We start from the raw sequence: 20,551 nt of genomic DNA, 5'->3' as shown, positions 1-20,551 counted from the left end.
TGAAGTTTTTTCATGTAGGCAGCCTTTTCCTCACTCTTTACGCAGATTTTTCTATTGACGCCCGGGCGCTTTTCCGTCATTTTTACATCTGGACGTCTAAACGTATAGAAGTTCGCAACACAACAGCCATTACATGCGATTGATGAGGTAAGGTATGAGCTTTTTTCACGCCAATCAGCGGGAAGCCCTGAATCAGAGCCTGGCGGAAGTCCAGGGCCAGATTAATGTGTCCTTTGAATTCTTTCCGCCGCGCACCAGTGAAATGGAGCAAACCCTGTGGAAATCCATCGATCGCCTGAGCAGTCTGAAACCGAAGTTTGTCTCGGTGACCTATGGCGCGAACTCCGGCGAGCGCGATCGCACCCACAGCATCATCAAAGGTATTAAAGAGCGAACCGGTCTGGAAGCGGCGCCGCACCTGACCTGTATCGATGCTACTCGCGATGAGCTGCGCACTATCGCCCAGGATTACTGGAACAACGGCATCCGCCATATCGTCGCTCTGCGCGGCGACCTGCCGCCGGGCAGCGGTAAACCGGAGATGTACGCCGCCGATCTGGTCACTCTGCTGAAAGAGGTGGGGGATTTTGATATCTCCGTCGCCGCGTATCCGGAAGTGCATCCGGAAGCGAAAAGCGCGCAGGCGGATTTGCTCAACCTGAAACGCAAAGTCGAGGCAGGCGCCAACCGCGCGATCACCCAGTTCTTCTTCGATGTGGAAAGCTACCTGCGTTTTCGCGATCGCTGCGTCTCGGCGGGCATCGACGTGGAAATTATTCCGGGTATCCTGCCGGTTTCCAACTTTAAACAGGCGAAAAAGTTTGCGGATATGACCAACGTTCGTATCCCGGTGTGGATGTCGAAAATGTTCGAAGGGCTGGATAATGACGCCGAAACCCGTCAGCTGGTGGGGGCGAATATCGCCATGGACATGGTGAAGATCTTAAGTCGGGAAGGGGTAAAAGATTTCCACTTCTACACCCTTAACCGCGCCGAAATGAGCTACGCCATCTGTCATACGCTGGGCGTGCGTCCTGCCTGAGTGCTTGTCGTTTCCGCCGTCAGTGGGCGACGCGTCCGGCTGATAAACATAAAAAAACACCCGGCTGACGCCGGGTGTTTTGTTTTGCTCTGGATTATTCCCATTCCTGCAGGAAGCGCTGGCCATATTGGTCGGCGACCAGCAGCGCGGCGTAGACCTGGTCGGCGTCGACGCCGCCCGGCATATTGTGGATGGTTTCGCCTTCAGCGCAGGCGGCTTCCGCTACCAGGCGCATTTTGGTCGGGATGTCGCCTTTGATATCCAGCTGCGCCAGCGTGATCGGCAGCCCAACGCTGTGACACAGCGCGGCGACAGTCTCGATCTCTTCCACCGGCGCGTTTTCCAGCACCAACTGCGTCAGGGTGCCGAACGCCACTTTTTCACCGTGATAATAGTGGTGGGCGTCAGGGATGGCCGTCATGCCGTTATGAATCGCGTGGGCTGCCGCCAGGCCACCGCTTTCAAAACCGACGCCGCTCAGATAGGTGTTGGCTTCCACCACCCGCTCCAGCGCCGGAGTGACCACGTGCTGTTCGGCGGCCAGCATCGCTTTTTCACCCTCTTCGAGTAAGGTGTTGTAGCACAGCTCGGCCAGCGCCAGCGCCGCCTGGGTGCATTTCCCGCCCGCCATGGTGGTGGCGCCGCTGCGTGAGCAGGCGCGGGCTTCGAACCATGTGGCCAGCGCATCGCCAATCCCGGCGGCCAGCAGGCGAGCCGGCGCGCCTGCAACGATCTGCGTATCGACAATGACCATGTTAGGGTTGTGCGGCAGCATCAGATAGCTGTCGAACTCGCCTTCGTCGGTGTAAATCACCGACAGCGCGCTGCACGGCGCATCGGTGGAGGCGATGGTGGGGGCGATCGCCACCGGCACCTTCATAAAATGGGCCAGCGCTTTCGCGGTATCCAGGGTTTTACCACCGCCGATCCCCAGCACGGCGGTGCATTTCGCACTGCCGGCGATATCGCGCAGGCGATTGATTTCATTATGCGAACATTCACCGCCAAACGGCGCGATTTCCGCCGCCAGGCCGGCGTCAGCCAGGCTTTTGCGTAGCATCTCTTCCGCGAATCCCAGCACGAATTTATCGCCAACGACCAGCCAGCGTTCGGCCAGCGGTTTCAGGTAGTCGCCAAGGCGCTTGATGGCGCCTGCGCCCTGGATGTATTTGCCTGGTGATTGAATAATGCGATCCATTTCGATTCCTCCTCGATGACCGTGATGCCGCCCGCAGGCGGCGCGCGGGTCCGGTTACAGGTTCAGCGTGCCAAAGGCGTTATTCCAGTCCTGTTCAAACTTCTCTATGGCTGACTCTACCGCAGGGGTGCCGAGCATTTGTTGCGCTACATCTAGTGGAAGGGTGATTGCTTCGCAGCCAGCCAGCAGGCAATCCAGCGCCTGACGGGGCGTTTTGAAGCTTGCCGCCAGCACTTTGCTTTCGGGCGCATGCATTTCCAGCAGGGATTGCAGTTCCTGCACCATGCGGATGCCGTCTCCGCCCTGAGCGTCGACGCGGTTAACGTAAGGCGCGACGTACTTTGCGCCGGCCAGCGCGGCCAGCAGACCCTGTGAAGCGCTGTAGACGGCGGTGCCAAGGGTCGGGATACCTTCTTTCTTCAGCAGCTTGATAGCGGCGAGGCCTTCGGCGGTGACCGGGATTTTGACCACGATGCCCGGCACGGCGTTGCTCAGGCGTTTGGCTTCTGCCACCATGCCCTGCGCATCGCGGCTCATGGTCTGTGCGAACAGAATTCCTTCCGGGCCAACGGCTTTTTGCAGGCGCGGCAGTACATCCCAGACCGGGGTTTTACCGGCGGCGATAATGCTCGGGTTGGTGGTCACCCCGGCCAGCGGGTAGATGCGGGCCAGGCGTTCCACTTCGGCGACGTTGGCGGTATCCAGATAGAGTTCCATAGCGTTTTCCTCAATGCTTAATTCGGTGCTGTCGTTGAGGTAAGCATACGGCTTTCGTTCGAAGGATCGCCAGATGACAAATTTGCCAAAAACTGGATAAATGTACGCATCGCGATTAAGGATGATTTAGATCACATTTATCGACGCTGGCTGGGATGGCAGGAAACTATAGCGCGCACAAAAGTCAGGTTTAACACACAAAAATCTAGTTTTTTGCCGCGGACGATTTTTCCGTCAGCTGGCTATGGTACTGGCGGCGGTATTCAGACGGCGAGCGTTCCGTGGTTTTGCGGAACAGGCGGCAGAAGTAGTTGCTGTCGGCGAAGCCGCAGGCGTGGGCGATGTCTTTCACTTTCATATCGTGGCCCTTCAGCAGCATACGGGCCTGTTCGAGACGAATGTGGTTTAGATATTCATTGAAGCCCATTGGCCCACATTTCTGGAACAGATGGGAAAGATAGTTGGGAGAGAGATAGAACGCCTGGGCGACCGATTCCCGGCTCAGCGGCTCCGCGTAATGGACCTCGATGTACTGACGGATTGCCTCGAACAGCGCCTGGCTGCGCGAGGAAGTTTGCGCCTGGCTGCCGAGAAGATCATGGCAGTGGCTGAGCAGGCTGATGACGATGCTGCGGGCGGTTTGCTGCTCCTGCGGCTGCATCCGGATCTCGTTGAGCGCCTGCAGCAGGAAGGAACCGACGCGCGGCCCGCGACGCAGCGCCTGTAGCTTTTCAACAACGGCGATCGTCTTGCCATTCCAGCGCTGCAGCGAGCACTCCAGCTGCTGCTTAGCGAACAGGATGCTTAACAGCAGGCAGGGCGCCTGCCACTGTGGGCAGTTCCAGCTATCGCCAGGAATATAGAGCACGTCATGGGCCTCCAGGAGCGGGGCGTTATCGCCGAGCGCCTGGTCGCGCAGCTGACCATCGAGGAGGATATTCAGACGGGGAAAATCAACCTGCACCACCGGTTCAGCAGGCGAGCGCGTCTCGCCGGCGAAATAAACCCGTCCGAGGCTGGTCTGCTTTTTTAGCAATGCATCAATAAGTTGATTGATATCGTTGTCCATCATTGTTCCGCCCCGTGCATCACCCCTTTCATCATACCGGACATTATTCCAGCGGTAAAAGCGCCAGCCTGTCGCTATTGCTTCTCAGTTACGATATGTTATATCGTAACAATTTGTCACCATTGATAGCAAACTCAGGAGAGAGTAATGACCAGAAAGATCCCCCTGCTGGCCTTGGGACTCGGCATGGCGCTAGCCAGCGCCCAGGCGTTCGCTCACGGCAATCATAGCCATGGGCCGGCGCTAACCGAAGTGGAGCGTCAGGCCAGCGAAGGCATTTTTGCGGATAAAGATGTGCAGGACCGCGCGCTGAGCGACTGGGAGGGCGTCTGGCAGTCGGTGAACCCGTATCTGCTCAAAGGCGATCTCGATCCGGTGCTGGAGCAGAAGGCGAAAAAGCCCGGCGGCAAGAGCGTGGAGGAGTATCGCGCCTATTATAAGAAGGGCTATGCCACCGATGTGGAACAGATTGGCATTGAAGATGACGTGATTGAGTTCCACATTGGCGAGACCGTCAACAGCTGCAAATACCGCTATTCAGGCTACAAAATCCTGCATTACGCCTCCGGTAAGAAGGGCGTACGTTATCTGTTCGAGTGCCAGCAGGGCGATGCCAGCGCGCCAAAATATGTCCAGTTCAGCGACCACATCATTGGCCCGCGTAAATCGCAGCATTTCCATATTTTCATGGGCAATGAATCACAGGAAGCGTTGCTGAAAGAGATGGATAACTGGCCGACCTATTATCCGTATGCGCTGCATAAAGAGCAGATCGTTGATGAGATGCTGCACCACTAGAACGGGTGAAAAATCCCCCGGCCGGGCGGCCGGGGGAAAGACAGCGATTAGCCGGTGTTACGCATACCGGCGGCGACGCCGGCGATGGTGACCATCAGCGCTTGTTCAACGCGCGGATCCGGGTCTTTGCCCTCTTCTTCAGCCTGGCGCGAACGGTGCAGCAGCTCCGCCTGCAGGACGTTCAGCGGGTCGGTATAGATATTACGCAGCTGGATAGACTCGGCGATCCACGGCAGGTCAGCCATCAGATGAGAGTCGTTGGCGATGGCCAGCACGACGTTGATATCGGCAGCCAGCAGCTTGCGCAGCTCGGTACCCAGCGCCCACAGCTCTGGTTTCACAAGGCGCTGATCGTAGTACTCCGCCAGCCACAGGTCGGCCTTCGAGTAAACCATCTCCAGCATGCCGAGGCGGGTGGAGAAGAACGGCCAATCGCGACACATCGCTTCCAGTTCACTCTGTTTTCCGCCTTCAACCACCTTCTGCAGCGCAGCGCCAGCGCCCAGCCAGGCTGGAAGCATCAGGCGGTTCTGGGTCCAGGCGAAGATCCACGGAATGGCGCGTAGCGACTCGACGCCGCCGGTCGGACGACGTTTTGCCGGACGCGAACCCAGCGGCAGTTTGCCCAGCTCCTGCTCCGGAGTGGCGGAGCGGAAATAAGGCACGAAATCTTTGTTTTCACGCACGTAGCCGCGATACATCTTGCACGACACGTCGGACAGCTCGGCCATGATGTCGCGCCACTGCGGTTTTGGTTCCGGCGGCGGCAGCAGGTTGGCTTCGAGGATCGCGCTGGTATAGAGCGACAGGCTGCTGATGGTGACTTCCGGCAGGCCGTACTTAAAGCGGATCATCTCACCCTGCTCGGTAACGCGCAGGCCGCCCTTCAGGCTTCCCGGCGGCTGTGAGAGGAGCGCGGCGTGGGCCGGCGCGCCGCCGCGGCCAATGGAGCCGCCGCGACCGTGGAACAGCGTCAGTTCGATCCCGGCTTTCTCACAGGTTTTGATCAACGCGTCCTGCGCCTGGTACTGCGCCCAGGAGGCGGCCATCACGCCTGCGTCTTTCGCGGAATCAGAGTAGCCGATCATGACCATCTGTTTGCCCTGGATAAAGCCGCGGTACCAGTCGATATTCAGCAGCTGGGTCATGACGTCGTTGGCGTTGTTCAGGTCATCCAGCGTTTCGAACAGCGGGGCCACCGGCAGGGCAAAGCCAATCCCGGCCTCCTTCAGCAGCAGATGAACCGCCAGCACGTCGGACGGCGTTTTGGCCATCGAGATCACGTAGGCGGCGATCGATCCGCGCGGCGCCTCGGCGATCACTCTACAGGTGTCGAGAACTTCGCGGGTCTCTTCGCTTGGCTCCCACTGGCGCGGCAGCAGCGGACGTTTGGAATTCAGTTCGCGGATCAGGAAAGCCTGTTTGTCGGCTTCTGACCAGCTTTCGTAATCGCCGATCCCGAGGTAACGGGTCATTTCGCCCAGCGCTTCGGTGTGGCGGGTGCTTTCCTGACGGATATCAATACGCACCAGCGGTACGCCGAAAGACTTCACGCGGCGCAGGGTGTCGAGCAGCTCGCCGTTGGCGATAATGCCCATGCCGCAGGCCTGCAGCGATTTATAACAGGCGTATAGCGGCTCCCACAGCTGCTCGTTCTGAGTGATCAGTCCCGCCGGTTTCGGCAGCTTCTGACCTTTCAGACGCGCTTCCAGCCAGGCCTGGGTTTCCATCAGCTGAGTGCGCAGTTTTTTCATCAGGTAACGGTACGGTTCCTGAGCGCCCTCGGCGCCGGCCAGGGCGCGCAATTCGTCAGTACACTCCACCATCGACAGCTCGGAGATCAGCACCTGCACATCTTTGAGGAACAGATCGGTCGCTTTCCAGCGGCTGAGCAGCAGCACGTGGCGGGTGATATCGGCGGTCACGTTCGGGTTGCCGTCGCGGTCGCCGCCCATCCACGAAGTGAAACGCACCGGGACAAAGTCCACCGGCAGCTGATAGCCGAGGTTGGCTTCCAGCTGTTCGTTCAGCTCGCGCAGGTAGTTAGGCACCCCTTCCCACAGGCTATTTTCCACCACCGCGAAGCCCCATTTGGCTTCATCGACCGGGGAAGGGCGGTGCTTACGAATTTCATCGGTATGCCAGGACTGGGCGATCAGCTGGCGCAGTCGGCGCATCAGCTGGTGGTGCTCGTAGTCCGCGATATCTTTGTTATCCAGCTGCTTGAGGCAGTTGTTCACTTCCACCATTTTATGGATCAGCGTCCGGCGGGTGATCTCGGTCGGGTGGGCGGTTAACACCAGCTCCAGGGACAGAGATTCCACCGCTTTTTTGATGGTGTCTTCGTTGAGATTGGGTTGGTCTTTGAGCTTTCTCAGGGTGCGCGCAATGACTTCCGGATTGCTGGCCGCTTCGCCATTCGGCGAAATGCTGTGGTACTGCTCAGCGGTGTTGGCCAGATTCAGGAACTGGCTGAAGGCACGGGCCACCGGCAGCAGTTCGTCGTTAGACAAATTCTGCAGCGTGGTCAGCAGCTCCTGGCGGTTAGCTTCGTTGCCGGCGCGTGAAGATTTGGACAACTTACGGATAGTTTCGACACGATCAAGAATATTTTCTCCCAATGCATCCTTGATGGTATCGCCCAGCACCTTGCCGAGCATACTGACATTACTACGCAATGCGGAATATTGTTCGTTCATGTTACCCCAGACACCCCATCTCATTTTATTTTGTTATATCCGCTGCGCTGGAACGTGAGCAACGGATAAGCAACCCGTCTTTTATAAAGCCACGTAAATACCCCCACGTCAATTACTGCGAAATCGCTTCAGCAAACGAGTAAATACCCGTAATTTGCGAAATTTAACTCAGGGGGCGCTGGATAAGCATCGCTTATGGAAATGTGACGATCGTCACCGTTCCGCCCCGGGAGAGCGGGGCGGAAAAAGAGGGCGATTTTAGTGCCAGCAGAAGTGGTGAACCACCTGGCTAATCAGCTCCCGCGTCGGCTTGATAAAGCGCGTCTCCAGAAACTCGTCAGGCTGATGGGCCTGATTGATCGAGCCCGGGCCGAGAACCAGCGTTGGGCACAGCGTCTGGATAAACGGCGCTTCGGTACAGTAGTTCACCACGTCGGTCTGGGCGCCAAGCAGTTTCTCAACCACCTGCACCAGCTTATGGTCCGGCGGGCACTCGTAGCCGGGGATCGGCGGATGCAGCTCCGAGACCGTCAGGCGGCCCGGCCAGCGTTCGCTTACCGGGGCCAGCGCCTCGTCCAGCAGACCATTGAGGTCGTTGAGGGTCATCCCCGGCAACGGGCGGATGTCCATATGCAGTTCACAGCAGGCGCAGATACGGTTTGAGGCATCGCCGCCATGGATGGCGCCGAGGTTGAGGGTCGGGTAAGGGACCGTGAACGCCTCGAAGTGGTAGCGCTCTTTTAGCAAATCGCGCAGCTGCATAATCCGACCGATGGCGTCGTGCATCAGCTCGATCGCGTTGACCCCGCGCGCCGGATCGCTGGAGTGGCCGGACTGGCCCTGAATACGGATCGCGTTGGACATATGTCCTTTATGGGCGCGGATCGGCTGCAGGGAGGTGGGCTCGCCGATGATGGCGCAGTCGGGGCGCAGCCGGGTGGTTTCGGCAAAATAGCGCGCGCCGGCCATGCTGGTCTCTTCGTCGGCGGTGGCCAGAATATACAGCGGTTTTTTCAGCGTGGTGACGTCGACATCGCGCAGGGCGTCGAGAATAAAGGCGAAGAAGCCTTTCATATCGGCCGTGCCGAGGCCGTAGAGCTTGTTATCGTGTTCGGTAAGGGTGAACGGATCGCGCGTCCAGCGGCCGTCATCGAACGGCACGGTATCGGTATGCCCGGCGAGCAGCAGGCCGCCGGCGCCGTGTCCGGTGCTGGCCAGCAGGTTGAATTTATGGCGCGTATCCGGCACCGGCTGTACCTCGACATTAAAGCCGAGATCGCGGAACCAGCCGGCCAGCAAATTGATTAAAGACTCATTGCTCTGATCGAGAGCCTCTTCGGTCGCGCTGATGGACGGTGTGGCGATCAACGCGCGGTAAATCTCGATAAAGGGCGGTAAATTGTTTTTCATTGTTGACACACCTTGGGTCGTGATAGTATCAATATTCATGCATTTATTGTGAATAAAAATACAATATCGTTGAGCGTAAGAAAACCCATCGAATGTAAGGAGATGCGCTTCCAATGTTAAATACGCTGATTGTGGGTGCCAGTGGTTATGCCGGCGCAGAGCTGGTGACCTATATCAATCGTCATCCGCATATGAACATAACCGCTTTGACGGTCTCCGCGCAAAGCAATGATGCGGGAAAATTAATTTCCGACCTGCATCCGCAGCTCAAAGGCATTGTCGATATGCCGCTGCAGCCGATGTCCGATATCAGCGAATTCAGCGCTGGCGTGGACGTGGTGTTTCTCGCCACCGCGCACGAAGTGAGTCACGATCTGGCGCCGCAGTTCCTTGCCGCCGGCTGCGTGGTGTTCGATCTCTCCGGTGCCTTCCGCGTTAACGATGGGGCGTTCTACGAAAAATATTATGGTTTCACTCATCAGCATCCCGACCTGCTCAAACAGGCGGTGTATGGTCTGGCGGAGTGGAGCGCGGATGCGCTTAAAGAAGCGCAGTTAATCGCGGTGCCTGGCTGCTACCCGACGGCGGCGCAGCTGTCGCTGAAGCCGCTGATTGATGCCAGTCTGCTGGATCTCAACCAGTGGCCAGTGATCAACGCCACCAGCGGGGTGAGCGGCGCGGGACGCAAAGCCGCGATCGGCAACAGCTTCTGTGAAGTCAGCCTGCAGCCATACGGCATCTTTAACCATCGTCATCAGCCGGAGATTGCCAGCCACCTCGGAGCGAAGGTGATTTTTACCCCGCATCTGGGTAATTTTAAGCGCGGCATTCTGGAAACCATTACCTGCCGCCTGAAGCCGGGCGTTGGCCATGCGCAGATCGCGGCGGTTTACCAGCAGGCTTACGCCGATAAACCGCTGGTACGTTTATATGATAAAGGCGTGCCCGCATTGAAAAGCGTCGAAGGTCTGCCATTCTGTGATATCGGTTTTGCCGTGCAGGACGACCATCTCATCGTCGTCGCGGCAGAAGATAACCTGCTGAAAGGCGCCGCAGCGCAGGCGGTGCAGTGCGCGAATATTCGTTTCGGCTTCGCTGAGACGCAGTCTCTTATTTAAGGTGTGATGATGAACCCATTAATTATCAAACTCGGCGGCGTATTACTCGATAGCGAAGAAGCGCTGGAGCGTCTGTTTACCGCGCTGGTCAATTACCGTGAAGCGCACCAGCGTCCGCTGATTATCGTCCATGGCGGCGGCTGCGTGGTGGATGAGCTGATGAAGCAGCTCAACCTGCCGGTGCAGAAGAAAAATGGTCTGCGGGTGACGCCGGCTGAGCAAATCGACATCATCACCGGCGCGCTGGCGGGAACCGCCAACAAGACGCTGCTGGCGTGGGCGAAAAAGCACGGTCTGGCCTCTGTCGGCCTGTTCCTCGGCGATGGCGATAGCGTGAAGGTGACACAGCTGGATGCTGAGCTGGGCCATGTCGGGCTGGCGCAGCCGGGCTCTCCGACGCTGATCAACACCCTGCTGGCGGGCGGTTACCTGCCGGTGGTGAGCTCTATTGGCGTGACCGACGAGGGCCAGCTGATGAACGTCAATGCTGACCAGGCGGCGACGGCGCTGGCGGCTACCCTGGGGGCGGATCTGATCCTGCTGTCTGACGTCAGCGGTATCCTCGACGGTAAAGGGCAGCGTATTGCCGAGATGACCGCCGAGAAAGCGGAGCAGCTGATCGAGCAGGGGATTATCACTGACGGCATGATTGTCAAAGTGAATGCGGCCCTCGACGCGGCGCGTGCTCTGGGCCGTCCGGTGGATATCGCCTCCTGGCGTCACGCCGAGCAGCTGCCGGCGTTGTTTAACGGCACGCCTATCGGCACACGTATTCTGGCTTAAGATTTCATGCCCGGCGGCGCGTTGTCTGCCGGGCTTACAAGACCGTAGGCCGGGGAGGCACAACGCCACCGGCGGAACTAACGAATAAAGGAAGCATGTTATGGCACTTTGGGGCGGGCGTTTTACACAGGCAGCAGATCAACGGTTCAAACAGTTCAACGACTCGTTGCGCTTCGACTATCGTCTGGCGGAGCAGGATATCGTTGGCTCTGTCGCCTGGTCGAAAGCGCTGGTAACGGTCGGCGTTCTGAGTGCCGATGAACAACAGCAGCTGGAAGAAGCGCTGAACGTGCTACTGGAAGAGGTGCGCGCCAATCCGCAGCAAATCCTCGCCAGCGATGCTGAAGATATTCACAGCTGGGTGGAAGGCAAACTGATCGACAAAGTGGGCCAGTTGGGCAAGAAACTGCATACCGGCCGCAGCCGTAACGACCAGGTCGCTACCGATCTTAAACTGTGGTGCAAAGATACCGTTGTCGAACTGCTGTCGGCGAACCGCCAGCTGCAGAGCGCGCTGGTGGAGACGGCCCAGCAGAACCAGGACGCGGTGATGCCGGGGTACACCCACCTGCAGCGCGCCCAACCGGTGACGTTCGCGCACTGGTGTCTGGCCTATGTCGAAATGCTGGCGCGCGATGAAAGCCGCCTGCAGGACGCGCTGAAGCGCCTCGACGTTAGCCCGCTGGGCTGCGGCGCGCTGGCGGGGACGGCGTATGAAATCGACCGCGAGCAGCTGGCCGGCTGGCTGGGCTTTGCCTCCGCCACCCGCAACAGCCTCGACAGCGTGTCTGACCGCGACCATGTTCTGGAGCTGCTTTCCGATGCCTCTATCGGCATGGTCCATCTGTCGCGCTTTGCGGAAGATCTGATTTTCTTTAACTCCGGCGAAGCGAATTTCGTCGAGCTTTCCGACCGCGTAACCTCAGGCTCCTCGCTGATGCCGCAGAAGAAAAACCCGGACGCCCTGGAGCTTATCCGTGGCAAATGCGGCCGCGTGCAGGGCGCGCTGACCGGCATGATGATGACCCTGAAAGGGCTGCCGCTGGCCTACAACAAAGATATGCAGGAAGATAAAGAGGGACTTTTCGACGCTCTGGATACCTGGCTCGACTGCCTGCATATGGCGACCCTGGTGCTGGATGGCATCCAGGTGAAACGTCCGCGCTGTGCGGAAGCGGCGCAGCAGGGCTATGCCAACGCCACTGAGCTGGCGGATTATCTGGTGGCGAAAGGCGTACCGTTCCGCGAGGCGCACCATATTGTCGGTGAAGCGGTGGTGGAAGCCATTGCGCAAGGGAAACCGCTGGAAGCGCTGGCCCTGGCCGACCTGCAGAAATTCAGCCCGGTGATTGCGGACGATGTTTATCCGATCCTGTCGCTGCAGTCCTGCCTTGATAAACGCGCGGCAAAAGGCGGCGTCTCGCCGCAGCAGGTGGCGCAGGCTATCGGCGAGGCGAAGGCCCGTCTGAGTTAATCCACAGATATCTGTCTTCCCTGACCCGGCCGAGCCCAGCGACGCCGGGTTTTTTATGCAAAAAAAAAGCGGACGCAAGGTCCGCAAAAGTTCACGTTGGCTTTAGTTGTTTGGGTAGAGAAACAGTGTGACGGGTCAGTGGTTTTCACAGGTTCACCGTCTTTATGGGCGTATTATTGAACAGAAAACTTGATAGGGATAATCGTTCGTTGCTATGCTATCTATCGCCATGGACTATCGTGGCGATGGAGGATGAATAATGAATATTCGCGATCTTGAATACCTGGTAGCGCTCGCCGAACACCGCCACTTCCGGCGGGCGGCTGACTCATGCCATGTGAGCCAACCGACGCTCAGCGGACAGATCCGCAAGCTGGAGGATGAGCTTGGCGTCATGCTGCTGGAGCGCACCAGCCGTAAGGTTCTGTTTACCCAGGCGGGGCTGTTGCTGGTGGATCAGGCGCGTACCGTGTTACGCGAAGTAAAAGTGCTCAAGGAGATGGCAAGCCAACAAGGGGAAACCATGTCCGGGCCGCTGCATATCGGCTTGATCCCGACAATTGGCCCGTACCTGCTACCGCACATCATTCCGATGCTGCATCAGACCTTCCCGAAGCTGGAAATGTATCTGCACGAAGCGCAGACCCATCAGCTGCTGGCTCAGCTCGACAGCGGTAAGCTCGACTGCGCCATCCTGGCGCTGGTCAAAGAGAGCGAGGCCTTTATCGAGGTGCCGCTGTTCGATGAGCCGATGATGCTGGCTATCTATGAAGATCATCCGTGGGCAAACCGCGACCGGGTGCCGATGTCGGATCTGGCCGGTGAAAAGCTGCTGATGCTGGAGGATGGCCACTGCCTGCGCGATCAGGCGATGGGCTTCTGCTTTGAAGCGGGGGCGGATGAGGATACCCACTTCCGCGCGACCAGCCTGGAAACGCTGCGCAATATGGTGGCGGCAGGCAGCGGTATTACCCTGCTGCCTGCGCTGGCAGTGCCGCAAGAAAGAAAACGCGATGGCGTGGTCTACCTGCCGTGCATTAAGCCAGAGCCAAGACGCACCATCGGTCTGGTTTACCGTCCGGGCTCACCGCTGCGCAGCCGCTATGAACATCTGGCGGAGGCCATCCGCGGCACGATGGATGGCCATTTCGACAAGGCGTTAAAACAGGCGGTTTAAGCCGTTCAGCGCGGCAACCCGGTACGCTTCCGCCATGGTCGGGTAGTTAAAGGTGGTGTTGACGAAGTACTCAATGGTGTTACCACCACCTTTCTGCTCCATGATCGCCTGGCCGATGTGAATGATTTCGGCTGCGCGTTCGCCAAAGCAGTGAATGCCGAGGATCTCCTTGGTTTCCCGGTGGAACAGGATCTTCAGGGTTCCCACGCTCATGCCAACGATTTGCGCCCGCGCCAGGTGTTTAAACTGAGCGCGACCCACCTCATACGGCACTTTCATCGCCGTCAGCTGCTGCTCGGTTTTCCCGACGGAGCTGATTTCCGGAATGGTGTAGATCCCGGTCGGGATATCTTCAATCAGATGCGCTGAGGCTTCGCCTTTCACCAGCGCCTGGGCGGCAATGCGTCCTTGATCGTACGCCGCGGAGGCGAGGCTCGGATAGCCGATGACATCCCCAACCGCATAGATGTGCGGAAGGGCGGTCTGGTACATGCTGTTGACCTTCAGCTGGCCGCGACTGTCGGTCTGCAGACCGATGTTTTCCAGCGCCAGAGTGTCGGTATTGCCGGTGCGGCCGTTGGCGTACAGCAGGCAGTCCGCTTTGAGCTTTTTGCCGGATTTCAGATGCATGATGACGCCGTCATCAACGCCTTCAATCTTTTCGTACTCCTCGTTGTGGCGAATGACCACGCCGCTGTTCCAGAAGTGATAGGAGAGTGAATCTGACATCTCCTGATCGAGGAAGGCCAGCAGACGATCGCGGGTGTTGATCAGATCGACCTTCACCTCCATGCCGCGGAAGATCGACGCATATTCACAACCGATTACCCCGGCGCCGTAAATGATCACATGGCGCGGCTCATGCTGCAGGCTGAGAATCGAATCGCTGTCATAGATGCGCGGGTGGTGGAAATCGACATCCGCCGGATGATAGGGGCGAGATCCGCAGGCGATAACGAATTTCTCCGCGGTCACCGTCTCGACCGTGCCGTCATGGCACTCCAGCGCCAGAGTATGCTCATCAACGAAGTGGGCATTGCCCTGCAGAATTTCACAGTGGTTGCGCTCATAGAATCCCTGGCGCATATGAGTCTGCTGGTTGATGACGCTGTCGGCATGGTTAAGGATGTCGGCGAAAGAAGAGCGAAGAAGGCGGGAGTGGTCGCTGTAGAGGGGGTTTTGGTTAAACTCGATAATACGGCTGACGGCATGGCGGAGGGCTTTCGACGGGATGGTGCCCCAGTGGGTGCAACCGCCGCCGACATTATGGTAGCGCTCGATGACGGCAACGCGTGCTCCCTGTTTCACCAGTCCCATGGCGGCGCCTTCGCCGCCAGGACCGGAACCAATCACTATTGCATCATAATCCCAAGAGTGTGACATGGCATTACTCACCTGTTTTATACATAAAATAAACACGATGATAACATTCGCTGCGCTTTAACCCAATTATCGTTGTGCTTTTTTGCGGCATAAAAGCAGAAACGGCTCGTAAACAATCATTCACAATCCAGGGCAAACCGATTAGTTTTAATCTCTGGTATAGTGCCAGCAGGGCTATTGGAAGGATTCATACATCGTGATGGGCGTAAGAGCACAACAAAAAGAAAAAACCCGCCGTTCGCTGGTGGAAGCGGCATTCAGCCAACTTAGCGCTGAGCGGAGTTTCGCCAGCCTGAGCTTGCGTGAAGTGGCGCGGGAAGCAGGGATCGCGCCGACGTCCTTCTATCGTCATTTTCGCGATGTCGATGAGTTAGGCCTGACGATGGTCGATGAGAGCGGACTGATGCTGCGCCAGCTGATGCGCCAGGCGCGCCAGCGGATTGCCAAAGGCGGCAGCGTGATCCGCACCTCGGTCTCGACCTTTATGGAGTTTATCGGTAACAACCCGAACGCTTTCCGCCTGCTGCTGCGCGAGCGCTCGGGAACGTCTGCGGCGTTTCGCGCCGCCGTCGCACGCGAAATCCAGCATTTTATTGCGGAACTCGCCGACTATTTAGAACTCGAAAACCATATGCCGCGCGCCTTTACCGAAGCGCAGGCTGAAGCTATGGTCACCATCGTTTTTAGCGCTGGCGCGGAAGCGCTGGATGTCGGCCCTGAACAGCGCCGACAGCTGGAAGAACGGTTGGTACTGCAGCTCAGAATGATCTCTAAAGGCGCGTATTACTGGTATCGCCGTGAACAAGAAAAAATGTCACATCATTCCGAATAACGTGAAGGACGAGCAATGAAACACTCAGTTCAAGATAAAGGTACGCTGCTGCTGGCGCTGATTGCCGGGTTATCTATTAATGGCGCCTTTGCGGCGCTGTTCAGTTCGATAGTTCCGTTTTCCGTCTTCCCCATCTTATCCCTGCTGCTGACGGTCTACTGTCTGCATCAGCGCTATCAGAATCGCAGTATGCCCGTCGGGCTACCGGGCCTGGCCGCCGCCTTTTTTATTCTCGGGGTGCTGTTGTACAGCACCGTCGTGCGTGCGGAGTACCCGGATATCGGCTCTAACTTCTTCCCGGCCGTTCTGTCCGTCGCGATGGTCTTCTGGATTGGCTACAAGATGCGTAACCGCAAAAATACCGCAGCCGAATAAGCCGCCAGTGATAAAAAACCGGCAATATGACGTTGCCGGTTTTTTTTGGCCTATTTCCGGGTCAGCAGAACGCCGCACTCCATGTGATGGGTATACGGGAACTGGTCGAACAGCGCCAGCCGGGTAACGTTGTGCGTCTGGCTTAGCGTTTCCAGATTACGGCACAGCGTTTCCGGGTTGCACGAAATGTACAGTATGCGCGGATAGGCCTGCACCATTTTCTCCGTTTCACTGTCCAGCCCGCTACGCGGCGGATCGACGAAAATAGTCTCGCACTGATAGCTTTGCAGATCGATACCCTGCAGCCGGTTGAACTCACGCACGCCGTTCATCGCCTGAGTAAACTCTTCAGCCGCCATGCGGATAATCTGCACGTTGTCGATATGGTTGGCGGCGATGTTGTACTGCGCCGCCGCCACCGACGGTTTGGCGATTTCGGTGGCCAGTACGCGATCGAAATTACGCGCCAGCGCCAGCGAGAAGTTACCGTTGCCGCAGTACAATTCCAGCAGGTCGCCGGTCGCCCCTTTGGTGACATCCAGCGCCCACTCCAGCATCTGAATGTTCATGGCCGCGTTCGGTTGGGTAAAGCTGTTTTCCACCTGACGGTAGATCATCTCCCGACCGCCAACCAGCAGGCGTTCATCTATATAATCCTGATCGAGCTCGATTTTAGTTTTAGTCGCCCGACCAATCAGATGCACATTGAGCCCCTGGGCTCGCAGGGCGTCACGCAGCGCCTCCGCTTGCTCACGCCAGGCATCATCGAGCTTTTTATGATACAGCAGCGAGACGACCGCCTGGTTGCTGAGGGTGGTCAGATAGTCAATCTGAAACAGCTTATGGCGCAGCACGGGATTGTTGCGCACGCCCTCCAGCATGGCGGTCATCAGCTGATTGATGAGCGCGCTGGCGGCCGGGAAGCTGTCAACGCGAATCCGCGACCGGGTCTGCTGATCGAAAATAATATGGTACAGGTCGTCGCCATCGTGCCACAGACGGAACTCGGCGCGCATACGGTAGTGGCTGACCGGCGAACGAAACACTTCCGGAACCGGCGCGGCAAAAGGCGCCATCATGGTTTGCAAACGGACGACTTTTTCTGCCAGCTGCGCTTCGTATTGTTCGGTAGGAAGGTGTTCGGGGGTCATGATGTATCCTGAATAAAATAAGTACGCGGGGATTGTAGGGAAAGCGCCGGGGATGTCCAGCCTCGAATGCCGCGGGAAATATAATTAGCAGTCTGGACATCTATATGTTTCTGATTGTAGCATTCGCCTACCGGTCCTGTGAGTTAAAAGGGAACCCAGTGGAAATCTGGGGCTGACGCGCAGCGGTAAGGAAGGTGAGAAATGAGCGCACTCGGTGCAGACACTGCGGTTAGCCGTGGGAAGTCATTATTTCTTGAAACAGCCTCCAAGCCCGAAGACCTGCCGGAATACGTCGCACTGGGTTTTATCGTCGCGAGCAACTGATAAAACCTGCGGCATCCTTTTTCTGTTTCGGATGCTTTTACAATGATTAAAAAAGCTTCGCTGATGACGGCCTTATCCGTCACGGCATTTTCCGGCTGGGCGCAGGACAGCAATTCAGACACGTTGGTGGTGACAGCAAACCGTTTTCAACAGCCGGTCAATACCGTGCTGGCGCCGACCGATATAGTGACGCGCGATGACATCGACCGCTGGCAGTCCAAAGATTTAAACGATGTCATGCGTCGTCTTCCCGGGGTCGATATTGCCCGCAACGGCGGCATGGGGCAGAGCGCTTCGCTGTATGTTCGGGGGACGGAGGCTCGCCACGTGCTGGTGCTGATCGACGGCGTGCCGATGGCGCGTCCGGGGATCTCCAACGGCGTGGATATCAGTCAGATCCCTATCTCTCTGGTCCAGCGGGTGGAATACATCCGCGGCCCGCGCTCCGCGGTGTACGGCTCCGGGGCGATCGGCGGGGTGGTGAACATCATCACCATGACCGATGCTGAGCGTTCGCAGATCAACGCCGGCGCGGGAACGAACGGCTATCAGTCCTACGATGGCGCCTTTAACAAGCGGTTTGGCGATACGCTGGTTACCGCTGCCGGCGCCTATCAGACCACCAAAGGGTTTAACGTCCAGCCGAACTCCTCTTATAGCGGCGACAGCGATCGCGACGGCTACCGCAATAAAATGCTATGGGGCGGGGTACAGCATCAGTTCGATGACAACTTCTCGGGGTTCTTCCGCGGCTATGGTTATTCCGCCAATGCTGACTATGACCAGGGTAACTGGGGCTACGCAGGTGGAAACGATGAAGATCAGTCCTATACCCAATCCTGGGACACCGGTCTGCACTACCATTCCGGAATTTACTCCTCCCAGCTGATTGCGAACTATCAGCGTATTAAAGATTACAACTACAGCAGCGACGCTGGCCGCTATGCCGCGGGCACCACCCTGGATGATATGGAACAACGCTATATCCAATGGGGAAATAATGTTGTGGTGGGCCATGGCGCAGTGAGCGGTGGCGTAGACTGGAAACAGGAGAAGCTGAAATCCAGCGGAACGACCAGTACCGACGTGTATAAGCGCGATACCACCGGTCTTTATCTGACGGGCCAGCAGCAGATTGACAGCGTGACGCTGGAAGCTTCCGGCCGTGAGGATCATGACGAGCAGTTTGGCTGGCACGGTACCTGGCAGACGGCGGCAGGCTGGGAATTTATCGAGGGTTATCGGACAACGCTCTCGTACGGTACAGGATTCCTCGCCCCCTCCCTCGGACAGCAGTACGGCGCAGAACGTTTTGGCATCGCCTCTAACCCGAACCTGAAGCCAGAGGAGTCGAAGCAGTGGGAAGCGGGCCTCGAAGGGTTGACGGGGCCGGTCGACTGGCGTCTCTCCGCGTATCGCTATGAGATTCAAAACCTCATCGATTACGACAACAACGCCTATTACAACGTCAAGTCTGCGACAATCAAGGGGCTGGAGTGGACGGGGAATGTCACCACAGGGCCGGTGGAGCACCATCTGACGCTGCAGTATGTTGACCCTCGCGATGATGAAACTAACAAGATCCTCTATCGCCGGGCGAAGCAGCAGGTGAAATACGAGCTGAACGGCCAGGTCTACGATCTGGGGTGGGATGTGACGTATCACTACATCGGCAAGCGCTACGATTATGATTACGACAACTCGCGTACCGTCAATATGGGTGGGTTGAGCCTCTGGGATGTCGGTTTATCGTATCCCGTCACCTCACACCTGACAGTTCGTGGTAAAATAGCCAACCTGTTCGATAAAGATTACGAGACAGTTTATGGCTACCAATCTGCAGGACGGGAATACACCTTGTCTGGCAGCTACACCTTCTGATCCACGTCCCACCGTGCTGGTGTTTGATTCCGGCGTCGGTGGGTTGTCGGTTTATAATGAGATTCGGCAGCTGCTGCCGAATCTGCATTACATCTATGCTTTCGATAACGTTGCCTTCCCCTATGGCGAGAAGAGCGAGGCGTTTATCGTTGAGCGCATTGTGGAAATCGTCACCGCTGTCCAGCAGCGTTATCCCCTGGCGCTGGCGGTGATCGCCTGCAATACCGCCAGTACCGTCTCCCTGCCTGCTCTGCGTGAAAAGTTCGCCTTCCCCGTTGTCGGCGTGGTGCCGGCGATCAAGCCCGCCGCCCGCTTAACGGCGAACGGCATTGTCGGCCTGCTGGCGACGCGCGGCACCGTAAAGCGTCCTTATACCCGTGAGCTGATCGACCGCTTTGCCAATGAATGTCGGATTGAAATGCTGGGGTCGGCGGAGCTGGTGGAGCTGGCGGAAGCGAAGCTGCACGGCGAGCCTGTGCCGTTAGAAGAACTGCGCCGTATCCTGCGCCCGTGGCTGCGGATGCAGGAGCCGCCGGATACGGTGGTGCTGGGCTGCACCCACTTTCCTCTTTTACAGGAGGAGCTGCAGCGCGTTCTGCCCGAGGGCACGCGGCTGATCGATTCCGGCGCGGCGATTGCCCGTCGCACCGCCTGGCTGTTAGAGCATGAAGCGCCGGATGCGAAGTCCAGCGACGAGAATAAAGCATTCTGCATGGCGTTGACGGCAGAAACGGAACAACTTTTACCCGTTTTGCATCGCTATGGCTTCTCGACGCTGGAAAAATTACCGCTTTAACGGCGTTTTGCACAAAAAAGAGACGGTTGAATAATTTTTTGAAAACAGGGCTTGTCAACGTCTCAGAACTCCCTATAATGCGCCTCCACTGACACGGAACAACGGCAAGCAAGCCGCCGGGTCAGCAGGGTTTCGGCGATGAAGTTCAGCGCTGAAAACCGACAGAGAAAAGCAAAATAAGGGCTTGACTCTGAATGAGGAAAACGTATTATACGGGACCTCGCAACGGTGAGCTGAAAGCCGCGTTGCAACTGCTCTTTAACAATTTATCAGACAATCTGTGTGGGCACTCAAAGTGACATGGATTCTTAACGTCCTCGGACG

Annotated in this window: 17 protein-coding genes and 1 riboswitch; of the genes, 10 read left to right on the top strand and 7 right to left on the bottom strand. The window is 57.5% G+C overall.

Features of this window, described 5'->3' with window-relative positions; translation table 11 throughout:
* Window positions 1-154 precede the first annotated feature (154 nt).
* Window positions 155-1,042: a methylenetetrahydrofolate reductase gene (metF, locus tag QLG03_RS17865; RefSeq protein WP_023291532.1), complete on the top strand. Its 888-nt coding sequence runs from the start codon at window positions 155-157 to the stop codon at window positions 1,040-1,042.
* 94 nt (window positions 1,043-1,136) lie between these two features.
* Here metF and QLG03_RS17860 read toward each other — a convergent pair whose 3' ends face one another.
* The 3 genes from QLG03_RS17860 to QLG03_RS17850 all read right to left on the bottom strand — a co-directional run bounded on the left by QLG03_RS17860 (window position 1,137) and on the right by QLG03_RS17850 (window position 4,104).
* Window positions 1,137-2,240: a glycerol dehydrogenase gene (locus QLG03_RS17860; RefSeq protein WP_032454483.1), complete on the bottom strand. Its 1,104-nt coding sequence runs from the start codon at window positions 2,238-2,240 to the stop codon at window positions 1,137-1,139.
* A gap of 54 nt (window positions 2,241-2,294) precedes the next feature.
* Window positions 2,295-2,957 carry a fructose-6-phosphate aldolase gene (gene fsa, locus QLG03_RS17855; RefSeq protein ID WP_004203684.1) on the bottom strand — a complete coding sequence of 221 codons (663 nt, stop codon included), beginning with the start codon at window positions 2,955-2,957 and terminating at the stop codon, window positions 2,295-2,297.
* A gap of 205 nt (window positions 2,958-3,162) precedes the next feature.
* Window positions 3,163-4,104 (bottom strand): AraC family transcriptional regulator, encoded by a 942-nt coding sequence (locus tag QLG03_RS17850; protein ID WP_255989676.1) that lies wholly within the window; start codon window positions 4,102-4,104, stop codon window positions 3,163-3,165.
* A 69-nt stretch (window positions 4,105-4,173) separates the two neighbouring features.
* Here QLG03_RS17850 and zinT point away from each other — a divergent pair, with 69 nt between their 5' ends.
* Window positions 4,174-4,824, top strand: a complete 651-nt coding sequence (zinT, locus tag QLG03_RS17845) for a metal-binding protein ZinT (protein WP_135733172.1) — start codon at window positions 4,174-4,176, stop codon at window positions 4,822-4,824.
* A gap of 47 nt (window positions 4,825-4,871) precedes the next feature.
* On the opposite strand, the gene ppc is transcribed toward zinT, so the two are convergent.
* Complete coding sequence (gene ppc, locus QLG03_RS17840) at window positions 4,872-7,523, bottom strand: phosphoenolpyruvate carboxylase (protein WP_023291536.1); 2,652 nt, start codon at window positions 7,521-7,523, stop codon at window positions 4,872-4,874.
* Window positions 7,524-7,781: 258 nt separating this feature from the next.
* On the bottom strand, window positions 7,782-8,933 hold the full coding sequence (gene argE / locus QLG03_RS17835; protein WP_023291537.1) for an acetylornithine deacetylase: 1,152 nt from the start codon (window positions 8,931-8,933) through the stop codon (window positions 7,782-7,784).
* Window positions 8,934-9,046: 113 nt separating this feature from the next.
* On the opposite strand from argE, the gene argC reads away from it, so the two are divergent.
* From argC to oxyR, 4 genes are all read left to right on the top strand, one after another.
* Window positions 9,047-10,051: an N-acetyl-gamma-glutamyl-phosphate reductase gene (gene argC, locus QLG03_RS17830; RefSeq protein WP_025710967.1), complete on the top strand. Its 1,005-nt coding sequence runs from the start codon at window positions 9,047-9,049 to the stop codon at window positions 10,049-10,051.
* 6 nt (window positions 10,052-10,057) lie between these two features.
* A complete protein-coding gene (argB, locus tag QLG03_RS17825; RefSeq protein ID WP_085955164.1) occupies window positions 10,058-10,834 on the top strand; it encodes an acetylglutamate kinase in 777 nt (258 codons plus the stop codon).
* A 100-nt stretch (window positions 10,835-10,934) separates the two neighbouring features.
* Window positions 10,935-12,308, top strand: coding sequence for an argininosuccinate lyase (gene argH, locus QLG03_RS17820; protein WP_048336619.1), 1,374 nt, complete (start codon window positions 10,935-10,937; stop codon window positions 12,306-12,308).
* Window positions 12,309-12,567: 259 nt separating this feature from the next.
* On the top strand, window positions 12,568-13,485 hold the full coding sequence (gene oxyR / locus QLG03_RS17815) for a DNA-binding transcriptional regulator OxyR (RefSeq protein WP_002883015.1): 918 nt from the start codon (window positions 12,568-12,570) through the stop codon (window positions 13,483-13,485).
* Here the strand turns inward: oxyR and sthA are convergent.
* On the bottom strand, window positions 13,468-14,868 hold the full coding sequence (gene sthA / locus QLG03_RS17810; RefSeq protein WP_002883016.1) for a Si-specific NAD(P)(+) transhydrogenase: 1,401 nt from the start codon (window positions 14,866-14,868) through the stop codon (window positions 13,468-13,470). The two genes, oxyR and sthA, sit on opposite strands and share 18 nt — an antisense overlap.
* Before the next feature lie 196 nt (window positions 14,869-15,064).
* Here sthA and fabR point away from each other — a divergent pair, with 196 nt between their 5' ends.
* Window positions 15,065-15,700 (top strand): HTH-type transcriptional repressor FabR, encoded by a 636-nt coding sequence (gene fabR / locus QLG03_RS17805; RefSeq protein WP_004151856.1) that lies wholly within the window; start codon window positions 15,065-15,067, stop codon window positions 15,698-15,700.
* A 15-nt stretch (window positions 15,701-15,715) separates the two neighbouring features.
* Window positions 15,716-16,075 carry a YijD family membrane protein gene (locus tag QLG03_RS17800; protein ID WP_004203691.1) on the top strand — a complete coding sequence of 120 codons (360 nt, stop codon included), beginning with the start codon at window positions 15,716-15,718 and terminating at the stop codon, window positions 16,073-16,075.
* 50 nt (window positions 16,076-16,125) lie between these two features.
* On the opposite strand, the gene trmA is transcribed toward QLG03_RS17800, so the two are convergent.
* A complete protein-coding gene (gene trmA, locus QLG03_RS17795) occupies window positions 16,126-17,226 on the bottom strand; it encodes a tRNA (uridine(54)-C5)-methyltransferase TrmA (protein WP_117129506.1) in 1,101 nt (366 codons plus the stop codon).
* Between the two features lie 114 nt (window positions 17,227-17,340).
* A riboswitch (cobalamin riboswitch) is annotated at window positions 17,341-17,528 on the top strand.
* A 64-nt stretch (window positions 17,529-17,592) separates the two neighbouring features.
* Here trmA and btuB point away from each other — a divergent pair.
* Window positions 17,593-19,431, top strand: coding sequence for a TonB-dependent vitamin B12 receptor BtuB (gene btuB / locus QLG03_RS17790; RefSeq protein WP_032454489.1), 1,839 nt, complete (start codon window positions 17,593-17,595; stop codon window positions 19,429-19,431).
* Window positions 19,376-20,227, top strand: a complete 852-nt coding sequence (gene murI, locus QLG03_RS17785) for a glutamate racemase (protein ID WP_255989654.1) — start codon at window positions 19,376-19,378, stop codon at window positions 20,225-20,227. Before btuB ends, murI begins: the two co-directional genes overlap by 56 nt.
* Window positions 20,228-20,551 lie beyond the last annotated feature (324 nt).

This window comes from Klebsiella sp. V115_8 (assembly GCF_029967715.1).
GTDB lineage: Bacteria > Pseudomonadota > Gammaproteobacteria > Enterobacterales > Enterobacteriaceae > Klebsiella > Klebsiella quasipneumoniae.
The sequence above is the reverse complement of the archived record's forward strand: the minus strand, read 5'-3'. Positions and strand labels throughout refer to the sequence as shown.